The 22,201-nt window shown below is 71.4% G+C and carries 16 protein-coding genes; 6 read left to right on the forward strand and 10 right to left on the reverse strand.

Features of this window, described 5'->3' with window-relative positions:
* Positions 1–355 precede the first annotated feature (355 nt).
* Together ACMCNN_RS18465 and ACMCNN_RS18470 are read right to left on the reverse strand one after the other, a co-directional pair.
* On the reverse strand, positions 356–862 hold the full coding sequence (locus tag ACMCNN_RS18465; protein WP_412741759.1) for a flavin reductase family protein: 507 nt from the start codon (positions 860–862) through the stop codon (positions 356–358).
* On the reverse strand, positions 859–1,113 hold the full coding sequence (locus ACMCNN_RS18470; protein WP_412741760.1) for a hypothetical protein: 255 nt from the start codon (positions 1,111–1,113) through the stop codon (positions 859–861). Before ACMCNN_RS18470 ends, ACMCNN_RS18465 begins: the two co-directional genes overlap by 4 nt.
* Before the next feature lie 320 nt (positions 1,114–1,433).
* Between ACMCNN_RS18470 and ACMCNN_RS18475 the strand changes: the two genes are divergently transcribed.
* Positions 1,434–1,925: a DUF4395 domain-containing protein gene (locus ACMCNN_RS18475; protein WP_412741761.1), complete on the forward strand. Its 492-nt coding sequence runs from the start codon at positions 1,434–1,436 to the stop codon at positions 1,923–1,925.
* 202 nt (positions 1,926–2,127) lie between these two features.
* Here the strand turns inward: ACMCNN_RS18475 and ACMCNN_RS18480 are convergent, their stop codons facing one another.
* Complete coding sequence (locus tag ACMCNN_RS18480) at positions 2,128–3,762, reverse strand: PQQ-binding-like beta-propeller repeat protein (RefSeq protein ID WP_412741762.1); 1,635 nt, start codon at positions 3,760–3,762, stop codon at positions 2,128–2,130.
* A gap of 290 nt (positions 3,763–4,052) precedes the next feature.
* Between ACMCNN_RS18480 and ACMCNN_RS18485 the strand changes: the two genes are divergently transcribed.
* The 4 genes from ACMCNN_RS18485 to ACMCNN_RS18500 all read left to right on the forward strand — a co-directional run bounded on the left by ACMCNN_RS18485 (position 4,053) and on the right by ACMCNN_RS18500 (position 8,753).
* Positions 4,053–4,775, forward strand: a complete 723-nt coding sequence (locus tag ACMCNN_RS18485) for a dienelactone hydrolase family protein (RefSeq protein WP_412741763.1) — start codon at positions 4,053–4,055, stop codon at positions 4,773–4,775.
* Positions 4,776–4,873: 98 nt separating this feature from the next.
* The gene (locus ACMCNN_RS18490; protein WP_412741764.1) at positions 4,874–6,502 is read left to right on the forward strand and encodes a diguanylate cyclase; all 1,629 of its coding nucleotides are present in this window, start codon (positions 4,874–4,876) and stop codon (positions 6,500–6,502) included.
* 95 nt (positions 6,503–6,597) lie between these two features.
* Complete coding sequence (locus tag ACMCNN_RS18495; protein WP_412741765.1) at positions 6,598–7,113, forward strand: hypothetical protein; 516 nt, start codon at positions 6,598–6,600, stop codon at positions 7,111–7,113.
* Positions 7,114–7,175: 62 nt separating this feature from the next.
* On the forward strand, positions 7,176–8,753 hold the full coding sequence (locus ACMCNN_RS18500) for a protein kinase domain-containing protein (protein WP_412741766.1): 1,578 nt from the start codon (positions 7,176–7,178) through the stop codon (positions 8,751–8,753).
* A gap of 5 nt (positions 8,754–8,758) precedes the next feature.
* Here the strand turns inward: ACMCNN_RS18500 and ACMCNN_RS18505 are convergent, their stop codons facing one another.
* From ACMCNN_RS18505 to ACMCNN_RS18530, 6 genes are all read right to left on the reverse strand, one after another.
* Positions 8,759–9,772 carry an NADP-dependent oxidoreductase gene (locus tag ACMCNN_RS18505; protein WP_412741767.1) on the reverse strand — a complete coding sequence of 338 codons (1,014 nt, stop codon included), beginning with the start codon at positions 9,770–9,772 and terminating at the stop codon, positions 8,759–8,761.
* Complete coding sequence (locus ACMCNN_RS18510) at positions 9,769–10,893, reverse strand: phosphotransferase family protein (protein ID WP_412741768.1); 1,125 nt, start codon at positions 10,891–10,893, stop codon at positions 9,769–9,771. The genes ACMCNN_RS18505 and ACMCNN_RS18510 overlap by 4 nt, the downstream gene beginning before the upstream one ends.
* Positions 10,890–11,636 carry an SDR family oxidoreductase gene (locus ACMCNN_RS18515; protein WP_412741769.1) on the reverse strand — a complete coding sequence of 249 codons (747 nt, stop codon included), beginning with the start codon at positions 11,634–11,636 and terminating at the stop codon, positions 10,890–10,892. Before ACMCNN_RS18515 ends, ACMCNN_RS18510 begins: the two co-directional genes overlap by 4 nt.
* Positions 11,633–12,445: an SDR family NAD(P)-dependent oxidoreductase gene (locus ACMCNN_RS18520; RefSeq protein WP_412741770.1), complete on the reverse strand. Its 813-nt coding sequence runs from the start codon at positions 12,443–12,445 to the stop codon at positions 11,633–11,635. Before ACMCNN_RS18520 ends, ACMCNN_RS18515 begins: the two co-directional genes overlap by 4 nt.
* The gene (locus ACMCNN_RS18525) at positions 12,442–13,701 is read right to left on the reverse strand and encodes an acyl-CoA dehydrogenase family protein (protein WP_412741771.1); all 1,260 of its coding nucleotides are present in this window, start codon (positions 13,699–13,701) and stop codon (positions 12,442–12,444) included. Before ACMCNN_RS18525 ends, ACMCNN_RS18520 begins: the two co-directional genes overlap by 4 nt.
* A 72-nt stretch (positions 13,702–13,773) precedes the next feature.
* A complete protein-coding gene (locus ACMCNN_RS18530; protein ID WP_412741772.1) occupies positions 13,774–14,784 on the reverse strand; it encodes an AraC family transcriptional regulator ligand-binding domain-containing protein in 1,011 nt (336 codons plus the stop codon).
* A gap of 494 nt (positions 14,785–15,278) precedes the next feature.
* On the opposite strand from ACMCNN_RS18530, the gene ACMCNN_RS18535 reads away from it, so the two are divergent.
* Positions 15,279–20,708, forward strand: coding sequence for a S8 family serine peptidase (locus ACMCNN_RS18535; RefSeq protein ID WP_412741773.1), 5,430 nt, complete (start codon positions 15,279–15,281; stop codon positions 20,706–20,708).
* Positions 20,709–20,782: 74 nt separating this feature from the next.
* Here the strand turns inward: ACMCNN_RS18535 and ACMCNN_RS18540 are convergent, their stop codons facing one another.
* Complete coding sequence (locus ACMCNN_RS18540; protein WP_412741774.1) at positions 20,783–21,970, reverse strand: methyl-accepting chemotaxis protein; 1,188 nt, start codon at positions 21,968–21,970, stop codon at positions 20,783–20,785.
* Positions 21,971–22,201 lie beyond the last annotated feature (231 nt).

Below are 22,201 nucleotides of genomic sequence, written 5' to 3' on the forward strand. Positions count from 1 at the left end.
AAAGACGCTGTGTACGCACGATGGTGGGATCGACGCGGCGGGAGCGGATGCCTCCCCCGGGTGAGCCTCCCGAGTTCGTGATGTCGTCACTGTATGTCCTGCCGGGTTCGGATTTGCGCCCGTGGGTTGGGGGCCCTTCGCCGGAGAGCGGGGCGGAGGACGCCGATGGCGGTGCTGACAACGGCCCCGGTGGACACCGGGTTCACCGCTTCGCGGTTTTTCCCGCCTGCGTGAACAAGAGTGCCGTCCACGGATGCACCGCGGACCGAGGCCGAGCTGCTCGAAGGTCTGGTCCGCGGGAGGCGGCTGCAGCCCGGCATGAGCTGAGGACACACGCCGGTAGCGGCCGGTTGGGTCAGCCGCGCTGGAGCCGTCCGAATCGGCTGCGGTGGAAGACCAGCGGTGACGGGTCGCTCAGCCCGGCGCGGCGTGCGGCGTGCAGCCGGAGCAGCACGATGGTGTGGTCACCGGCGAGCACCTCGCGATAGATCGTCGTCTCGAAATGGGCCAGTCCGTCGTCGAGCGTGACCGCCCCGGACGGCGTCGCGGTGAGGGACAGCCCGTCGAACCGTCGGCTCGGGGCGCCCGCCAACTGGCGCGCGACCGCGGAGTGGTGCTCGGCCAGGATGGTGACCCCGAGGTGCGCGGCGCGACGCAGGTCGGGCCATGTCTTCGAGGCGTTGGCGATGGAGAAGGACACCAGTGGCGGGTCGAGGCTGACCGAGGTGAACGAGCTGGCGGCCAGACCGGCGGGCGCACCGTCGACGAGGGCGGCGACCGCCACCACCCCGCTGGGGAAGATGCCGAACACCTCGCGCAGCCGGTGGTGGTCGAGGTCCTGGTTGGTGTGCAGTGTGGTCATGCGATCCGCTCCCGGGTTCGCAGGAATGCCTGGACGGTGGGGCCGGTGGCCGCCAGCCAGTCGACGTGGGCGGCGGGGTGGTCGTGGTGCCGGTCGGTGACGAAAAGGCCACGCCCCGGTACGGTCGCGCCGAGTTCGGTGAGCACCGGCCGCGGGGTCAACTCGGCGGCCAGGTGGTTGCCGACCACGACCGCGATGCGGGCGCTCACGACACCCGTGTGGGCCTGGATGATGTGGTCTCGTTCTGACATGCGTCACTCCGGTACGGCAGGGGGCGGTCTCGGTACTCGGATGGGGGGCACGGCGCGGGGCGGCCGGCGTCAGCTCACCGACAGCATGTACCTAATGACTATAGGGTTAGTAGGATATTGCTGCGCAAGTGATTCCTGGAAGGTGTTGCCGATCACCCGGACGCCAACCCCGATCGCCCCGGCTCCGGCGGAGGTGACCGGGAGGCCGACCACCAGGCGGGATTGCCTATTGATTCGATAGGATTGGTCATCTAGCGTGTCGCCCCGTACCTGCGTGGGACCGCTGACAGCGGCGCACGCCGAGCAGAGAGCAGAGCGCCGTGGCGATATTCAGCTTCCCCAACCCGGTGGACGAGGTCTCCGCCCGGCTGGTCGCCGGCGGGGTCGTACTCCTGTGCGCCTGCGCCGTCGCCCTGCAGCAGCCCTGGCTGATCGTCGTCATCGCGTACGGCTTCCTGGCCCGCGTACTGACCGGGCCGACGCTGAGCCCGCTCGGGCATCTCGTCACCCGAGTGGTCAGGCCCATGCTCCCCATCGCGGCGCGGCCGGTACCGGGGCCGCCGAAGCGGTTCGCCCAGGGCATCGGCGCGGTCCTCTCGGCGACCGCCGTGCTGCTGGCGTTCGGGCTCGACCGCCCGGGCGCGGCCCATGCAGTACTCGGTCTGATCGTCGTGGCCGCGACCCTGGAATCGGCTTTCGGGCTGTGCCTGGGCTGCGTGCTCTTCCACCGGCTCGCCCGGCTCGGACTGATCCCCGAGGCCGTCTGCGCGGAGTGCACAGACATCAGCCTGCGCTCCGGGGCACGCCGGTGACACATGATCATGACCGATGGGGTGCCGGGCGAGGGACCCGACGGTGCGGTGATCGTGTTCGCGGACGATGTGGGCCGGGGTTACCGGTTCACCGACGAGATCTCCCTCGACCGGCTCGTCACCGAGACATTGGACGCGTACCGCCGGGACCCGGGGTGGTACCTCCGGGCCGAGCGCTGGGTTCAGGGGCGGCCCCCCGCTTCTACGCCCTCCCCGGGAGCGAGAACGCGTACAGCTTGTTGTTGCTGCCGTCGTAGGGCAGGCCGATCGCCAGGGTGTGGTATCCCGATCCCCAGTAGACGGTGCCGTCGACCACGGCGGCGCCGCCGAGCACCGCGCCGCCGCTGGCGAACCGCCACCGGAACTCGCCGGTCGCGGCGTCCAGGGCCAGCATGGTGTCCCCGTGTGCTGCCAGGCTGCCCACGTAGACCACGTCCGCGGCGGCGGAGACGAAGTTGTAGGCGAGCGCGCCGTACGGATCGGCGGTCTGCCAGAGGATCCGGCCGGTACCGGCATCCAGGGCGGCCCAGAAGCCGCCGGTCGTCACGGAGGTGTGACCGCTCGCCGACCGGATGACCGTCGGCACATGGTCGCTGTTGGCGATCGCCAGGTAGATCCGGCGGCCGTCGGTGGCCGTACCCCATTCGATGCCGCCGTACTCGCCGCCCGGTCCCGCATGCGTCTGCCACACGACCGCGCCGGTCGCGGGGTCCAGCGCCCAGTACGTGCCGCTCTTCTGACCGATGCCGAGCAGTTCGGTGGGCCTGCCGTCCACCTCGGCGGTGAACAGGTTGGGCGCGGAGCCGAAGTCGAAGTCCGGCCCGAGATCGGTGAAGAGCGTCCAGGTGTCGGCGGCCCGGGTCGGGCGGCTCCACGCGATGCTCCCGTCGGTGAGCCGCAGTGCGAGCACCGAGTCGATGTGGTTGTCCGGGGACTGCGGCGTGCAGAGGATCTCCACCGGGGTGACGCAGACGCCGGGCGGGACGGTGTAGTTGTTGCCCACGCCGACGTACAGCAGCCCGCGCGCGCGGTCCACCACGGGCGTACTGCCCCACACCGCGCCGCCGGTGTAGCCCGGCGGCACCATGCGGGTCTGCCACAGCAGCCCGCCCGTGGCCGCGTCGAGCGCGACCACGCTGCCCCGGAAACTCGGCACGGCGGGGACCAGCTCGGCCCTGGAGGAGACCCCGACGTACGCGACGCCGTCCGCGACGACCGGGGAGGCGGTGACGATCGCGGCCGGGTCGTCGTCCACGGTGGTGTGCCACAGTGGCCGGCCGGTCGCCGCGTCCGCGGCGAAGGCGATCGCCCCGGCATGGCCGGGCCGCGTGGTCCCACCGTCGCCGCTGATGAGCATGCCGTTCCAGTACGCGGGGCTCAGCCGCGACACGTCCGCCGCGCTACCGGTGTACTCGCTGACCTGCCGGGACCAGATCCGGCGCCCCGTCGCCGCGTCGACGGCCCAGAGGTTCCCGCCCCAGTCGGGCACGTAGACGGTGCCGGAGACCACGGTCGGTGTCGCCGAGACGCTGCCCCCGGTCGTGAACACCCAGCGTGGCCGCAGGCCCGCGACGTTCGCCGCGGTCAGCGTGTGCTCGGCCGCTGCGTACCTGGTGTTGGCGATGTTCTGGCCGGCCACCGGCCAGTCGCCCGCTGAATCACCTGCCGGGCCGGCGGCCGCGGCCCGGACGGCGGCCGGAGCGGGTGCCCGTCCGGCGTGGGAGGCGGCTCGGGTGTCCGTGCCGAGGGCGGCCAGGACGGCGAACGCCAGCGCCGGCGCGAGCCACGCCAGGCGTCTGACCACGAGTACGTGCCGGTGTGCGGTGGAGGTTGGCATGGCCTCTCCCATCGGGACGCCCGAGGATGTCGACGGCTACCGTGTTCCCCGTCAGGCAACATCGACACATCTCGATGCATGCCATTGTCCGGGGCGACGCGCCACGAGCATGCGCGGAAATGTGCTTGGCGGATCAAGCGACCGCTGCTACGTTCCGGGAGGCCGTGCGAGAGACCGAGGAGGTGGTACCCGTGAACGCAGTAGCGACATGGGCGCTCCCCTCAGGGGTTGCGGTCGGGCGGTAGGTCGTCCGGGAGCGCCGTTCACGAGCACTCCCGAAAGGCACGACCATGCGATTCACCACGGAAAAGCGCACCGACGACGTCCTCGAACGCGAATTCACCCTGGGCGACATCCCCGGCATCCTCTGGACACCGGCATCCACACCGGCACCGCTGATCCTGCTCGGCCACCCGGGCGGGCTGCGCAGGATGTACCCCCGGCTCGCGGCCCGGGCCGCGCAGTGCGCGGAGGAGGGCTTCGCCGCCGCCACCATCGAGCTCCCCGGTAGCGGTGACCGGCCCCGCTCGGCCGCCGCCGAGGAGGCCCGCGCCGACCTGCGCCGCGCACTGGAGGCCGGTGATCCGGTCGACGACGAGATCATCGACCGGCTCGTCCTCCCGCTGGTCGACACGGCGGTCCCGGAATGGCAGGCCGCCCTGGACGCCCTCGTCGCGCTGCCCGAGATCGACGGCCCGGTCGGGTACTCGGGCGGGGTGATCTCCATCGGCGTACGGCTCGCGGTGGTCGAGCCGCGGATCTCGGCCGCGCTCCTGTTCGCGGGGAGTTTCGTGCCCCGCAGCATGATCGAGCAGGCCCGGCAGGTCACCATTCCGCTGCTCGTCCTGCTGCAGTGGGACGACGAAGGAAACGACAGGCAGATGGCCCTGGAGCTGTTCGACGCGCTCGGCTCCCAGGAGAAGACGCTGCACGCCAACATGGGCGGGCACACCGGCGTCCCGCGGTTCGAGGGCGACGACGGAAACCGGTTCTTCGCCCGGCACCTGAAATGAGGCAGGGCCGTCCCGGCCGGTAGCAGGCGTCGAGCGCTGCCGGCCGGGATGGCGCACCCGAAATCGCTCACCCGGGGGTTCCCGCGGCCGATTGTGCTTTGGCGGACCTGCGGGGGGTGGATGCGGTGGACGGCGTCGCGAGGAGCGCCGAGGAGCTGTCGGCCGCCCTGCTGGCGATCGAGGACCGGATGATCGTGGACGTCGAGGCCGCCTTCACCACCGCCGTGGAGCTCGAACGCCAGGCCGCCGTCGTGGGTGACGAGCCCCTGCACATGCGCGCCCGGCTGTGCCGGGCCGGGTTGCTCAGGCGCATGGGCGCGGTCGCCGACGCGGCAAAGGAGTTCACCGCCGTCCACCAATGGGCGGTGGAGCAGATCGATCGCCGGCTACAGGCTCGCGTTCACGTGTCCTGGGCGAACCTGGAGCGGATGGCCGGTGACGCCGCCAAGTCCCTGGAGCACGCACTGAGCGCGGTCGAGGTGCTCGATGAGACCGCCACCGCGTACATGCAGATCATGTACCCGAGCAACCTGGCCGATGCACTCGTGTTCAACGGCCAGGTGGAGGCGGCGCGGCCGCGTTACCGCGAGGCCGAGCGGCTCGCCCGGAAGCTGGGACGATCGGATCTGCTCCCCACGGTGCTGAACGACTGGGCCTACGCCGAATACAGTTCCGGCGACTTCCTGCGGGCCCGAGAAGTCGCCCAACGATTGCAGGAGTACGCGGCCGAACACGACCTCGACCTGCTCCCCTCGTGGCTCGACACGATCGGCGCGATCCAGATCGAGAACGGCGAATACGCCGAAGCCGAGCAGACCATGCAGAGGTGCATCGCCCGGCACGAAGCCGGGGACGCGGGCGACGACGACTATCTGGCCGAGTACCTGCTGACCCTCGCCCGGGCCCAGCGCGGCGTCGGCGCGATCGGCCGGGCCCAGGTCAGCCTGGACGCCTCCCGTGCGCTGTGCACCGAGCGGGAGTTGCAGGAAGTCCTGCTCCGAGTGCACCAGGAACAGGCCGAACTGCACGCCGCCCGCGGAGAACACGCCGAGGCGTTCGACGCGATGAAGGTCTTCTTCGCCGCCCGGGAACACCTGCTCGCGCGACAGGAGCAGGACAGCGCGCTGGCGCGACATGCTGAATTCGAGACCGCCGAGGCGCGGGACGACGCGAACCGCTTCCGCGAGCAGGCCCGCCGCGACCCGCTCACCGGGCTGCACAACCGCCGGTACGTCGACGAGGAACTTCCCGCCCTGGTCGCCGCCGACCCGGACCTGACCGTGGCGATCGCTGACATCGACCACTTCAAGCGGATCAACGACGAGCTGACCCACGACACCGGCGACCAGGTGCTCGTCAAGGTCGCGAAGCTGCTGGACACAGAACTGGCCGCCGTGATCCCGGAAGGGTTCGTCGCCCGACTCGGCGGGGAGGAGTTCCTCCTCGTCCTGCCCGCCACCCCGGTCACCCTGGCTGTCCGGCAGCTCGACGGGATACGACGGGCCATCGGCGAGCACGACTGGCGCGACACCACCGGGGGGCTGCCCGTCACGGTCAGCATCGGCGTCGCCGGGGTCAACGAAGCCTCCCCGCGCAGCCAGTCCGCAGCGCTCTCCACCGCCGATCGCAACCTCTACGCGGCGAAGCACGCCGGACGCAACCGCGTCGTGGCCGGAACGGAGCCCGAGCCCCGCCAGCGTGCGTACCGCGACCGCACCGCACCCTGACTCGGTGTCGAGGAATACACGATGAAGCCGCCCGTTGGGAGGAACCCGTTGTCGTCCGCGGCCGGTACCTTGTCGGCGTGAAAACGGTCTCCGTCATGACGCCCGAGGGCACCCCGTGGAACGTCCGCGTCGAGTGGGCGCCGCGCTGGCGAGCGCTCGCGCGACGCTTCGGCGGCTGGCGGGCCAAGCGCACCGGCCACTCGGGCGACGTGGTCGACGGCGCTCTTCAGGTCGGCGGCGACATCTCGACTTCCGGCGGTGGGGGCGGCGGGGGCGGCGGTTTCGACCTGGGCGACGCGATCGGTGCCATCGTCGTCATCCTCATCGCGTTCGTCGTGGCGGCGGCGCTGTTCTGGTGGGTTCTGCTGCCGCTGCTCCTGGTGATACTCGACGTCGTTGTCGTGCTCATCCTCCTGGCGGTGTCGATCGTCGCGCGCGTGCTGTTCCGCCGGCCATGGACCGTCACGGCGACCACACCCGGTCACGACCCGGTTACCGCCCATGTGGTCGGCTGGCGAGCCGCCCTTCGTCACCGCGACGAGATCGCCGACTCCCTGCGCCACGGCCTGCGACCCGAGGCCGCATCTCGGTCATCTGCCGCACTCAGGTAGCGCAGCCCGGTACCCGGCCGGGATCCGTTTTCGCGACCGGTCTGCCGGGCAACGTCACGGCCATGAAGCATGCGAATGTGCTGGACGGCCGGTACCGGCTGGTGGACCGCCTGGGCCACGGCGGGATGTCGGTGGTCTGGCGTGCCCACGACAACGTGCTCGGGCGAGATGTGGCGGTCAAGGTCCTCTCACCCCAGCTCGCTGTGGACGCGCAGCTGGTACATCGCATCCACCTGGAAGCACGAGCGGCGGCCCGCCTTCGGCACCCCCACATCGTCGAGGTCTATGACTACGGACAGCAGCGAGACCGTGACGGACGGACGCTGCCATACGTCGTGATGGAACTCGTCGAGGGACGCTCACTCGAACAGCTGCTCACCGGTGGACCGTTGCCGTGGCGGCTGGCGGTCCTGGTCGGTGCCCAGGTAGCAGCCGCGCTGGCGGCCGCGCACGACCGGGAGATCGCACACCGCGACGTCAAGCCCAGCAATGTGATGGTGACCGGCCACGGCGTGAAGCTTGTCGACTTCGGTATCTCGGCGAGCATCGGCGACGCGGACCGGCACGACGGCGAGCTGCTCGGGACGCCGGCCTACCTGGCACCGGAACGGCTGGACGGCGGAACGGTCCACGGCGCCACCGACGTGTACGCGCTGGGACTGCTGCTCTATCGCATGCTGACCGGGCACCTGCCCTGGCGGGCTTCCACCACTACCGAAATGCTGAGAGCGCACCTCTACCACGAACCGGCTGCGCTGCCACCCGTCGACGGCCTCCCGCCGGAGGTGGCCGAGCTGTGCCGGCAGTGCCTCGTCAAGCAACCTGATGCCCGGCCGGCCGCGGCGGACGCGGCGGCGGCCCTCGGCCGGGTGGCCGGCGTGACGCCTTCCGTGCTCTACCCGGCCACGACGGGCTACGGCGCGGTGCGGTTCGACCCGACATCCGCCGACACCGCGCCGCACTGCTCCGCGTCGGCCGGGAGCGCCCGGCCTGCCCTCGCGACCCGGAAGCCGCCGACCACATGGCGCCGCTGGAGGAGGTCGCCCGCACGACGGCGGATCCTCGTGCCGCTGGCCACCGCCGTCGCGCTGCTGCCCGCCGCAGCGCTCGGCATCGTCCGGCTCGGCGACGACTCCGGCAACAACGGCACGGTGGGACTGACCGGTCCAGCCGCCGCCGCACCGGCGCTGCCACCGAAGCTGCAATGCTCGGTCCGCTACGCCATGCGGCACACCGGCAACGGCCGGTTCTCCGCCGACGTCACGATCGCCAACACCGGCAAGACCCGGGTGGACGCCTGGAGACTGGCCTTCCCTCTCCCCGCCGAGCAGCACATCACCCGCGGCTGGGCCGCGCGGTGGCACCAGAGCGGCCGGGCGGTGCAGGCACGCGGCGGCGCTGTACAGCCGGGTGCCTCCATACCGGCCGGCTTCGACGCCACGTACCGGAACACGGCCTCGCTGCCCACCCGCTTTCAGCTCAACGGCACGACATGCCATGCCGCCGTCTCGGTCACCGTGCCGACCACGCCACCCACCTCGCCCAACCCGAAACGCGAGACCGGCGCAACCAAGGGAGACGAGAACCGACACGGCCGAGGAAAGAAGGAAAAGGAGAACGCCAAAGAGAAGGAGAGCTGACCTGATCAGTCGCCCGCCACCTTGAGCACGAGCTTGCCGGTGTTCTGGCCGTGAAACAGCCGCAGCAGCGCCTCGGGGAAGGCCTTCACGCCGCCGTCCACCACGTCCTCGCGCGACCGCAGTGTCCCGTCCGCCAGCCACCCGGACATCTCGGCGGCCGCCTCGGCGTACCGGTCGGCGTAGTCGAAGACCACCATGCCGGTCATCGAGGCCCGGTTGACCAGCAGGGACATGTAGTTGGCCGGACCCTTGACCGGTTCTGTCGCGTTGTACTGCGAGATCGCGCCGCAGATGACGATGCGGGCGCCCCGGGCCAGGCGGGTCAGGACCGCGTCGAGGATGTCGCCGCCCACGTTGTCGAAGTAGACGTCCACGCCGTCGGGCGCCGCCTCCCGCAACGCTGTGCGGACGTCGGCGGACTTGTAGTCGATGCAGGCGTCGAAGCCGAACTCCTCAACGACGAGTCGGCACTTGTCCTCGCCGCCCGCGATGCCGATCACCCGGCATCCCTTGAGCTTGGCGATCTGGCCGACCACGCTGCCGACCGCGCCGGCCGCGCCGGACACCACGACGGTCTGCCCGGGCTGCGGGCGGCCGATGTCGAGCAGTCCGAAGTAGGCGGTCATGCCCGGCATGCCCAGCACACCGAGGTAGACCGGCAGGGGCGCCAGTGCCGGGTCGACCCTGGTCAGCCCGCGGCCGTCCGACAGGCAGTACTCCTGAACGCCGAGGGTGCCGTACATGTGGTCGCCGACCGCGAAGCCGGGGTGCCGGGAGGCGACGACGCGGCCCACGCCACCGGCGCGCATGACCTCGCCGATCCCGACCGGGCGGATGTAGGACTTGGCGTCGTTCATCCAGCCGCGCATGGCCGGGTCCAGCGACAGGTACGCCGTTTGGATCAGCAGTTCGCCCTCGCCCGGCTCGGCGGCCGGTTCCTCTACGTACTCCCAGTCGGTGGGCTTCGGCAACCCGACGGGGCGGGCGGCCAGCCGGTACTGACTGTTGATGCGGCTCATCTGGAGGGCTCCTTGGTCGTCGACATAGGGGTGGCGGCGGTCTGCGGGGACATCGTGCGGGCACGGCGGATGATGCGGCGGCATCGCAGTTCGAGGACCACGACGGCGATCCCGAAGAACCGGAACTTCGTGTTCGTGGTCTGCCCGCGGACGTACCGCTGGTACACCTGCTGGGCGATGACGGCGACCCGGAACAGACCGAAAACCTGGTACCAGGCCCATTCGGCGTGGGTGACGGTGGCGCCGGTCCGCGCGCAGTAGTGGGCGACGACCTGCTCCCGCGTCATCATCCCGGGCAGGTGCGTGGGCTGGCGGCGGAAGAGCCGCATCAGCGGCTCGTCGCCCGGCTCGACCCAGTACCCCAACGAGTTGGCGAGGTCGACGAGGGGATCGCCGACCGTGGCGAGCTCCCAGTCGAGCAGGCCGACCGGGCGGGTCGGATCGGCCGGGTCGAGCACCACGTTGTCGAAGCGGAAGTCGTTGTGGACGAGCGTGTGCGGCCGATCTGCGGGCTGATGCTCGTCCAGCCAGCGCATCACCGCCTCGAAAGAGCCGACGGTGCGGGTCCGCGCCCGGCGGTAGCGCTCGGACCAGCCGGCGACCTGCCGGGCGACGTAGCCGTCGCCCTTGCCGAGATCACCGAGGCCGGTGGCGGCGACGTCCACCGAGTGCAGGTCGGCCAGCAGGTCGATGACGTTGCGGCAGAGCGCGGCGACCTGCTCGCGATCCAGGTGTACGCCCGCGGGAAGCTCCTTGCGCGGAATCGGACCGCCGATCCGCTCCATGACGTAGAAGGGCGTACCGATGACCGACGTGTCCTCACACAGGGCCACGGTGCGGGGTACGTAGGGCAGATGCCGGGCGAGCTGGGTCTGGATCCGGTGCTCGCGGGCCATGTCGTGCGCGCCCTTGACGTGGTCGCCCTTGGGCGGCCGGCGCAGGATGAGGTCGCCGTCGGGGTAGCGCAGCAGGTAGGTCAGGTTGGACACGCCGCCGGAGAACTGGCGTACCTCGGGCACGGTGGTGAGGTCGATGCCCGCGTCGGTGGCGTTCGCGGCCAGCCATTCGGCCATGGCGCGGGTGTCGAAGGCGTCCTCCGCGCGGACGTCCCGGTCGCTCATGTGAGCCTCCGGACGACCCGCAGGGGCAGCACCTTCATGGCGGCGGCCAGGGGCACCCAGGGCCACTGCGGCACGTACGCCTTGACGCGCCGCCGCTCGATGGCGTGGACCATCGCGCGCACACCGGTTTCCGTGTCGACCATGAAGCGGGTCTTCTGCTCGACGTGGGCGTTCATCTCCGAGCGGATGTAACCCGGATAGATCACCGACACGTCGAGACCCCTGATGCGTTCCGCGCGCAGGCCCTCGGCGATCGCCGCCACGCCCGCCTTCGTCGCGGCGTACGTGGTCATCGAGCGGCGCATGCCGCGCAGCGCGGACATCGAGGAGATGAGGACGAGGTGGCCGCTCCCCTGTGCGCGGAAGACCTCCAGGGCGGCCTCGCATTGGGCCAGGGCGCCGACGAAGTTGGTCATCGCGGTGGCGAGGTTCGCATCAGGGCGCCCGGTGCCCAGCGGGGCGCCCTTGCCGAGACCCGCGTTGACGATCACGCGATCGAGCCTGCCGAATGTCGCCGCGAAGGTGTGGAAAACCGCCGTGACCGCTGCGCCATCGGTGACGTCCAGCGCGGCGGTCTCCACCCGCCGACCGGTCCGGGTGCGGATCTCGTCGGCGAGCTCGTCGAGCCGGTCGGTGCGCCGCGCGCACAGCGCCAGGTCGTACCCGAGGGCCGCGAACTGGCGGGCCATCTCCGCGCCGAGGCCCGCGCTGGCACCGGTGATCAGGATGACGCCGCCCGTCACGGCGTCTCCCGGACGGCGGTGTCCTCGCCCAGCTCGATCTCGCGGATCCGGGCGCCCGCGGCGATCATCCGGCGGTCGTAGAGCGGGCGGGCCAGGCGCTTGGTCCAGAACGCGCGCCGGGCGGGCCGGTCCGGCAGGATCAGGAATCGCCGGGCGTCGACGCCGTGCAGGACGCGGGCGGCCATCTCGGTGGCGTCGAGCGGTGCCCGGGCGATCAGCCGGGCGGCGATCCGTTCCATGAGCGGATCGTCGCCGCCGAGCGAGGCGGCCAGATTGGTACGGAAGAACGACGGGCAGACGACACTGACGTCGACGCCCCAGGGGCGCAGCTCGTGGCGCAGCCCTTCCGACAGCGCGACGACGGCCGCCTTGCTGGCGTCGTACGAGGTCATCGCGGCCGGATGGGTGAGTCCGGCGATCGACGCGACGTTGACGATGTGGCCATGTTGCTGGGCCTTGAACATCGGCGCGAACATGCGGCAGCCGTTGACCGTGCCGAGGACGTTGATCTCGAGAACCCGTCGCCAGTGCGCGTCGTCGAGCCGGTCGACCCGGCCGCCCGCGGCGATGCCCGCGTTGTTGACGAGCAGGTCCAGACCGCCGAGGTCACCTTCGACCCGGTCCAGGCCGGCCGCCCAGTCGTCGAACGAGGTGATGTCGAGTCGCTGGTACAGCGCGCCGGCCGGCACCTCCACGCTCGGCGCGAGGTCGGTGACGAGCACCCGGTCCCCGCGGGCCGCGAGCCGCTCGGCGAGGGCCCGGCCCAGGCCGGAGGCACCGCCGGTGACCAGGACGCGGCGCCCGCTCACCGGAGCGCTCCGTGCTTGCCGAGTTCCGCCCGGGCGACCACGCCTTTGTGTACCTCGTCCGGGCCGTCGGCCAGGCGCACCGCCCGGGCTGCGGTCCACGCGCCGGCCAGGGGGAAGTCGCTGGACAGCCCGGCGCCGCCGTGGATCTGCATGGCGAAGTCGATGACCTGCTGCGCCACGTTCGGCGCGGCGACCTTGATGGCGCTGACCTCGCTGGGCGCGCTGCCGTACCGGTCGAGTTTCCAGGCGGCGTGCAGGATCAGCAGCCGTACGGAATCGATGGCGATGCGGGCCTCCGCTATGCGTTCCCGATTGCCGCCGAGATCCACCAACCGCTTGCCGAAGGCTTCGCGGGACAGGCCGCGCTCGCACGCCAGATGCAGCGCCCGCTCGGCCAGGCCGATCATGCGCATCGCGTGGTGCACCCGGCCCGGCCCGAGCCGGCCCTGCGCGAGCTCGAACGCCCGGCCCGGTCCGCCGATGACATGGGCGACGGGAACCCTGACGTCGGTGAACGACACCTCGCCGTGGCCGAACGGTTCGTCGAGGAAGCCCATGGTGTCGAGCATCCGTTCGACCTTCACGCCGGGGGTGTCGAGCGGGACGAGCACCATCGAGTGCCGGGCGTGCTTGGGGGCGTCGGGGGCGCTGAGACCCATGACGATCAGGACGTCGCAGTCCGGGTGGCCGATGCCGGTCGTCCACCACTTGCGGCCGTCGAGCACCACGTCGTCGCCCTCGACCACCGCGGTGAGCTGCATGTTCGTCGCGTCCGAGGACGCCACCGCGGGCTCGGTCATCGCGAACGCCGACCGGATCCGCCCATCGAGCAGGGGTTCGAGCCACCGCTCGCGCTGCTCCGGCGAGCCGTAGCGCAGCAGCAGCTCGGCGTTGCCGGTGTCCGGGGCGTTGCAGTTGAACACGTAGGGCGCCAGCGACGACCAGCCCGTCGCCTCGGCGATCGGCGCATAGTCCACATTGGTCAGACCCGCACCGCCGCGGGTGCCGAACCGCTCGGCGTAGGGACCCTCGTGTCCCGCCGGCAGGAACAGGTTCCACAGGCCCAGGGCGCGGGCCTTGGCCTGCAGTCCGCGTACCTCGTCGGACACGCGCCACAGGTCGGCTCCGCCGCCGTGCCGGCGTGCGTCGCTCGCCCGGGCATCGAGGTGACGCTCGACCGGGGCGATCTCGGCCGCGACGAAAGCGCGGACGGCCTCCGTCAGTTCGACGGCGCGGGGGGACGGACTGAAATCCATGCCCTCAGCGTAGGCGGCCCCACGCCGAAAAATTGATCGTACGCGACAACGACTTGATCCTGCGCGACAGCGTCAGTCCCGGCTGCGGGCCTCGCGCCGCAACTGCGAGGGCGTACGCCCCCACCACCGCCGCGCGCACCGGGTGAGTACCGCCTGCTCGGCGAAGCCCACCAGGTTGCTGACCTGAACGAAGGGCATGGTCGTGGTGGTGAGATAGGAGCGCGCCCGCGCCCGGCGCACCGAGTCGAGCACGGCGCCGAACGACGTCCCTTCCACGGCGAGCTGCCGCTGCAGCGTCCGCGGATGCACCGCCAGCACGCGCGCGACATCGGCGAGCTCGGTCGAGCCGGTACCCAGCGACTGTTCGAGCACCGCGCGCACCCGTGAGGTCACGGCCTTGCCCGGCCCCGGGGACTGCCGCGACAGGAAAGCCAGCGCCAGCCCGCGTACGGTCGCATCGACGCCGTCCAGTGTTTTCGACAGCAGGCTGGACGGCAGCCGCAGCACCGCCTCGGAACGCCCGAAACGCACGCGCGCGCCGAACGCCTCCTCGTACCGCTGCCGGGGCGCGACCGGATCGTGCGGCAGATCGACCGACTTCAGCCCGTATTTCCCGCCGGCGAGGAACATCACCGTACGGTGCAGGAACAGCACCGTCATGTCCGTCGCCTGCGGCAGCGGCCGTACCCCTGGAAAGGTGTAGCGCAGGGCGACCACACCGCGGTCGCCTTCCGGGTCCTCGACCAGCGAGACGCTCTGATCGCGGGCGTGCACGAACATGTAGCGCGACGTGCATTCCAGGGCGTCGGCGACCGACGGCGAATGCTGGATCGCGAGCGCCAGGGGTCCCAGCAGGCCGAGTTCCTGGGCCTGGCCCACCCGCAGCCCGAGATCGGGACAGCCGAGGTCGGCGGCCGCGACCTCGAGCACCGCGGCCAGCTTCGAGTCCTCGACCAGCAACTCGTCGGTGTCCAGGGCCTCCACCGGCAGCCCGACCCGCCGGGCGCAGCCGACGGCGTCACCGCCGAGCGACTCGACGACCTGCCGGAACTTCTGCAAACCGGCCGAACGGACCAGAGACACCCGTACAGGCTATGCGCCGGCCCCGGCGCGGGAGCCGAGTGCCCGCGGTAGCACTGTGTGCCAGGTCACGATCGAGGCGACTCGTGATCTTGGCGGGCGATTGTCCTCAACCGGGTTCGCCGGCCGCCGATGGGCAGGCTTGGCGTTCAGCCGAGCGCCGTCTCTCCTGCCTGGGGCCTGTCGTGATACGCCTGATCCTCCCGCGATCGTGGGCCGCGCCCGTTGCCGCTGCTCTGGTACTCGGCCTGACCGCCGGGTGCGGCGCGGTCGGCGACCGCAGTCCCGGGCGCGCGACGCCGACGGCGAAGACGGCGACGGCAGGCGGGCGTCACACGGAAGGGTCCGGTGGTGTCACCGCCCCGGCAGCGTCACCGGCGGGTCATGGTCAACACGGCGCGGTCGCGACGACTGGGGATCGCGACCATGACAGGGTCGCCGACAGTCTCGAGTCTCAGCTCGCGGCCGCGCCAGCACGGCGGCCCACCACGGTGGTGGTGGCGGCGAGTCAGAAGCCGGCAGCGGTGGCGCAGCAGATCCGTGCCCGGTGGAAGCAGTCGCGGGTACGGGTCGTGCCCGGCACCGGCCTGTTGTCGGTCCGTCTGCCGGCCGCGTCGGTGCGCACGCTGGCGTCGGTGCGGGGCGTACGGATGGTGGAGCCGGACCTGCGCACCCGGTCGGGGCCCGCACCCAAGCCCGCACAGAGCCCGCCCGACCCGGCCGCGCCTCCCGGAGCGGCGCGGCCCGACGGGGCCAGCGGGTGGGCGAACCGGGACGGTCTGCAGTTCGTCGACGATGTGGCCCCGGACGTGAAAGCGGCCCGCGACGCTCTCGGGGTGACGGGCGACGCGGACGGCGATCCCACCTCCTACAGCACCTCGGACGTGGTCGTCGCCGTTGTCGACTCGGGTATCGATGACAGGCATTTTGCGCTATCCGGCGGCAAGGTCCTGCTGCACCGGAACTTCGTGTCCATGCGGGCGGCGTCGTGCGGCGCGGGTCCCGAGAGCACCGGCCGGTGGGACGAAAGCGGGCACGGCACGCATGTGGCAGGTATCGTCGCCGGCACTCCCTCCAGTGTCCTGGCGAAGGGTGGGGGTGTGGCGCCGGGCGCGGCGCTGCTGGATCTGAAGGTGTTCGACTGCACCGGCTCGGGCTGGATGTCGGACGTCGACGCCGCGCTGGGCTGGCTTCTCCAACACCACCGTGAGTACAACGTCCGCGTGGTGAACATGAGCCTCGGCGCCAGTGTCTACGGCGCCGACGGCACCGACTCCACCAGCCGCCTGGTCGACCGGCTGATGGCCGCGGGGGTGCAGGTCGTCGTCGCCGCCGGAAACTCCGGCTCCGCACCCCGCAGCCTCCTCATCCCGGCGGCGGCGCCGTTCGCGCTGACGATCGGTGCGGCCAATGGCGGGGTCAGGGGTGAGTGGCTCGCCCAGTTCAGTTCCCGCGGTCCCACCGGTGACAACCGGCCCGGCGTCGACCTGACCGCCTTCGGGGTGGACGTCGCTTCGGCGTACGCCAATCATCCGCAGGAACCCTGGATCAGCCAGTCGGGCACCTCGATGGCCGCGCCGGTGGTGGCCGGTGTGGTCGCGTTGCTGGCCGACGCGCGCCCCGATCGCCGGCCCTCGGCGACCGCATGCGCTGAGTCCGACACCAGCGGCGACTGCGCCGACGGCGTTCTGGACGCCACGGTCCGTGACCCGTTCGGCGATCTGCTCCGCGGCACCGCCCGGGACTGGTTCTCGCCCGGTATCGACGCGCAGTCCGGCGCCGGGATCCTGCGGGGCGGCGAGGCACTCGCGCGTCAGGCCGGTGCGAGCCTCACGGCGCTGGCCCCGCAGGTCGCCATGCCGAATGCGAACGCATTCAATGAGCGGCTGGTCTCCGGCCAGCGTGTCGTCGTTCCGGTCGACGCCACCGACGCCGCCGCGTCGGTGACGGTCGTCCTGGCCCAGCCCGATGACCAATACCAGGTGAAACTCCGGTGGCTGAACGACCGGGCAGGAGAAGACGACACCTACGACAACGCCGTGGGCTGGGTGTGGGCCGGCGCGCAACAGTACAGCACGACCCTGCTGCCCGGCACCGGACGGCGTTGGCTGGAGATCCGCTCCGAGGGCGGCGCGTTCGACCTCCAAATCCTCGTCACCGCAACGCATCCACCGCGGCTGGTCTCCGACGCGGTGCATCTGGAGGCCGGCGCGGCTGCCGCCGAAGGCGGCGCCGCGGCGACGGCCGACATCGTCGTGGACCGGCCACTGGATCACCGATACACGTTCCAGGCGGTCAGCGACGGTCAACTGACCACCCCCGACACCACCATCACCGTCGGGCCCGCCGAGGCGGGAACCCGTATCCACCTGGCGATGCCGGTGACCGAGGACAGCATCGCCGAGGGCCGGCACAGTGGCCTGCTCGGCCTGGTTCCCGCGCCCGGATCTCCCGATGACACACCGGTGTTGCGCACCGCGGTGGCGATCACCGACGACGACGGCGGCCCTGTCACGACCGCCCGGGTCCTCCTCGATGGTGCCCAGTTCACCGACGGCCTCGAACCCGACGTCTTCTCCCCCATCCTGCTCGCGGATGACGGCACGATCGTGTCGATGGCGAACTCCCAACAGCTCCGTGACCGCTATCGTGAGGCGGCCAGTGGCTACGGCACACCCATCCCCGTCGTGGTCCCCGCCGGAAGCGTGGAGGCGCGCCCACTGGGCCTCGCCGCCGACGGCACCGTGCTGCGCACAGGTAGTGTGCGGCTCCACGGCCTCAGCGCCGACGGCCGGACAGTCCTGGCCAGCCTCTCCGGGTGGGGGTACGGGGTCGTCGACGGCGACACCGATGACGCCTACGAACTGTTCGCGCACGACATGGCCACCGGCCGCAACATCCGGGTCGGGCTGACACCTGCGCAGCGCGCCGGGCAGGACGCCAATGACACGATGGTGGTGCAGAGCAACGCGACGCTGAGCGCAGACGGCAGCACGGTTGCGTTCCTGGCCTATGGATCCCATTCCGAACGCACGGCCCAGACACTGGGCCTCTACGTGTCCAGCACCAGCGGTTCCCCGCCGCGGCGCCTGCGCACCGTGCCCACCGATACCTGGATCCAGGCCGTCACCGCGGATCAGGTGGTACTGGCCACTTCGGTCAGTGCCGTGTCCCCGCCCGGTGTCCCGGGCATCGTGACGATCTCCACCACGACCGGCGACGCCGAGTACCAGACCCGGCTGCCCGACGGCGCACCCATCCAGGGCTACTCCGGGTGGCAGGCCGTCGACCCGGGCGGCCATTGGCTCGTCTACCGCACGATGGACGCCCACTACTACCGGCGTGATCTGCTGACCCGGCAGACCAGCGAGATTCCCGTACCCGCGCTCGACATGCGCAGCGTGCAGAACTGTGTGATCCGTCAGGTCTCCGCCGATGGCCGCAGCGTCCGGCTTTCCTGCAACGGCCCGTCCGGCGCGGAAGCCCGGGAATTGATGTGGACACCGGCCACCCAGGCGTTCCAGACGGTGGGCCGCGTCAGCGGCATGGTGCGCCAGAACTCGTTCTTCACCGGCTGGCGCACCATCGACTCCCCGTCGGGCACGAGTCGCATCGAATGGTCCGACGATCCCGGCCGTTCACCGGGTGACACCAACACCGGAGCAGACCTGATCCGTGTTCCGGTCACCGCACCCGACGCGCGCCAGCTCCCGCAGCCCCAGCTGACCGGTTCGGCCGTGGGCGACACCCTGGACCTGACCTGGCCGCCGGTGCCCGGTGCCACCACCTACCAGGTCCGCCTGCGTAGCGCGGCCCTCCACAGCCTGTGGTACACCACTACCGACACTCACCTGTCCGTACCGGCGGCGCTCTCGCCGCAACCCTGGGCGTCAGTGACCGCCAGCGGCCCCGACGCGCTGGACAGTGCACCCGGCTTCGCCATCTGGAACGATGCCACCCTGACGAATCTGGCGATCACCCCACGGACCGGTGGCGCAACGATCACCTGGGACGGTGCCCCCAAGAAGATCCTGGTGTACACCCGTGCGGCCGGCAGCCGTGATCTGGAGACCTCCGCCTACCAGAGCACCGAACCCGAGGCCGGACCCGTGCAGATCAGTCTGCCACCCGGCCGCCGCGACATCTGGGTCCTCACCAGCCAAGGGCTGGACCTCCAATTCCGGCAGGCAACCTGGCCCACCATCACCGTCCCCGCCGCTGCCCCATCCATCACCCTCACCGCACCGGCCACCCTTGCCGACGGCGCCGACACCACCGTGACGGCCCGCGCCGACGGCGGCGCCCCCGTCACGCTCAGCGTCACCGGACCATGCACCCTCGCGGGGGAGACCCTGAGCGCGGATCGCGGTGCGGGCGCCTGCACCGTCACCGCCGCGACCGCCACCGCCACCGCCACCGCGGTGGTGGCCGTACAGCCCGTAGCCGACACCGTCACCGTCACGGCCGCACCGAGCCTGACCTTCGGCACCAGCACCGCCGTGACCACCGGCGCCGGCAGTGGCCGGACGCCCGTTCTGGCGGTCACCGGACCGTGCAGCCTCGCCGACGCGGCGATCACCGCCACGGCCGGGACGGGCACCTGCCACCTCACGGCCCGTACGCCCGTGAGCTCCCACTACCGCGCCGCGTCCGCCGGAGCACAGCTCCAGCTATCGCCAGCAATCAACCCGATCACGATCAACGGCCCCGACGGCCTCGGCTATCGAACCCCCACCGTGATTCCGGTAGACAGCCCCGCCGGCCCACCGGTGCTCTCCACCGACGGCCCGTGCACCGTCGACGGCACCACGGTGACCGCCACCGAGGCATCGGGGACCTGCACCATCACCGCCACCAGCGCCGCGACCACCGACTACCTGGCCGGCACCAGCGAAGCCACGGTGGTTCTGCGCAAGAGCGAGAACACCATCACGCTCGACGTACCCTCGGCCCTCAGCTACGGGGGTCGGGCTGAACTCACGGCGCACGCCGACGACGGCGGTGTCGCCGTACTCACGGTCTCCGGTCCCTGCACCCTCACGGACAGCACCGTGCTCGCCACCTCCGGCGTCGGCACCTGCACCATCACCGCGACCACCCCGGAGGACGAGCACTACCTGGCGGCCACCGCGACAGCGCAGATCGCCCTGCAGCGGGCTCACGCCACCGTGACGGTGACCGCACCCTCCACACTCACCTACAGCGACCGCGCCGACCTCACCACCCGAACCAGCAGCGGCGCGACCGCCGACCTCACCGCCACCGGCCCCTGCACCCTCACCGGCAACACCGTCCTCGCCACCTCCGGCGTCGGCACCTGCACCATCACCGCGACCACCCCGGAAACCGAACACCACGCGGCGACCACCGCGACAGCACGGATCACCCTGCTCCGGGCTCGCGATGTCGTCACCGTCACCGCACCGGCCACCCTCGCCTACAAGTCCCGCGCCACCATCACCGTGCGCACGGGCTCCGGCCGCACGGCGAGCCTCGGAGTGAAGGGGACGTGCGCCCTTTCCGGCACCACCGTCACCGCTACCCTCGGCAAACTCACCTGCGACATCTCCGCGTCCGTCCCTGAATCGCCCGAGTGGACGGGTGCGGATGCCATCCGGTACGTCTCCCTGGTGGTCGCGACCCCGGCCTGGCCCGCCACCGTACGCGCGGCCACCACTGCCGGTCGCCCGCTCCGGGTTGCCCGCGGGCGCACCGGCACGCTCACCACCGCCCGTCCGGTCACCTCGTTCGGCCACAGCGGCAGTTGGCAGGTCCGGGGCAACGCCTGCCGGCTCACCAGCACGCGGGGCGGGGCCGTCTCGGTCGTGGGCCACGCCCGGGGCACCTGCACCATCACCCTCGCCGCGGCAGCCGTCGCGTACCAGACCAGGAGCATCAGCCGGACATGGGTGGTGAAGGTCTCCTGAACCGGCGGCGATGCGGATCCCGTGGGGAGGCGGTGGGCCAGCCGCCGCCCCGGCACTTCCCCGGCGCCGTACCGTCAGTTCCGGAAGACCGCGGCCATGTCGCTGAGGCGGCTCGCCGTGCGGCTCAGACCCTCGACGGCCGCACGGCTGTCGACGGCCGCCCCGCGGACCTCGTACGCGGCTGAGCCGACGGCGTCGATCGCCCGGCTGATCTGCTCGGCGCTGACGCTCACCGTGCCGGCGCCGGCGACCATCGCGGCCGTCGTCGCGGTCTGCTCCTCGACCGCCGAGGCGATCGTGATCTGCCGCTCGGCGATCGAGCTGATGACCTCGGAGAAGCCGGTGACCACGGTGACGGCCTCGTCGGTGTCGCGCTGGATGCCCTCGACCCGCCGGGCGATCTCCTCGGTCGCGGTGGCGGTCGCCTGCGCCAGTTCCTTGACCTCGCCGGCCACGATCGCGAAGCCGCGGCCGGCCTCGCCGGCCCGCGCCGCCTCGATGGTGGCGTTGAGGGCGAGCAGGTTGGTCTGTGCCGCGATGGCGTTGATCGTCCGAACCACGTCGCCGATCAGCTGGCTCGACTCGTGCAGCCGGGTCACGTTCGTGGTGGCCTGGTCGATGCCGGCCACGGCGGTGTCGGCGGCGCGGGAGGCGGCCGACGTGTTGCTGCTGATCTCCTCGATCGCCGTCCGCATCTGCTCGGTCCCCGTGGCGATCGCCTCGACCTCGTCGCTGGTGCGGCGCGCCTCGCCGGCGACCGACTCCAGCTCGGTGACGGTGGCCCCGGCGGCCTCGGTCATCGTGGCGCTCGCCCGTTCCAGGGTGCCGGAGTGGGCGGCGAGCTCCTCGACCGCCTGCCGGATGCCCGCGACGGTGGCGCCGAGCTGGCCCATCATCGTGTTGAAGCTGGTGGCCAGCAGGGCCAGCTCGTCCTTGCCGAAGACGAGCATCCGGGGGCTGAGGTCGCCGCTCGCCGCTGTCGTGATCATGTGGGCGCAGTGCCTGAGCGCCCGGACCAGGGTCATCCAGGTCGACATCTGCAACAGCACGCCGAGCGGCGCGAGCACGAGCGGCAGCCACAGGGCGAGGCTCGCCACCAGCTCCAGGTCCGCCCGGCCGGCAGAGCCGGCCGGCAGCTTCTCGGCGACCGCGCCGACGGTGACATGCGTGTACAGGCCGACCCCGAGCGAGCCGCCCACCAGGCAGAGCAGTGCGGCGGTCGTACGCGGCTTCACCGGCACCTGGTCAAGCAGTCGGAACATCGATTTCCCCTCGTCTTCCGGAGGACTGTCGGCTGGTGGGCGGTCGGGTGAGGAAACGCGCGCCGCGGCCCACGGCTGCACCGGCCGGAGGGAGCGCTCCGCTCGCCGTCGACCGGCCGGCGCGCGACAAGCGCCGGTGACCCGGCGGGTGTGCGAGGAAACGCGGCCGCCGGCAAATGGTGGCTGAACAGCACATTTCTACTCTTTCCCCGCGCCGACCGGGTCGAACAC

The sequence above is a fragment of the Krasilnikovia sp. MM14-A1004 genome, assembly GCF_047159485.1.
Classification (GTDB): domain Bacteria; phylum Actinomycetota; class Actinomycetes; order Mycobacteriales; family Micromonosporaceae; genus Actinoplanes.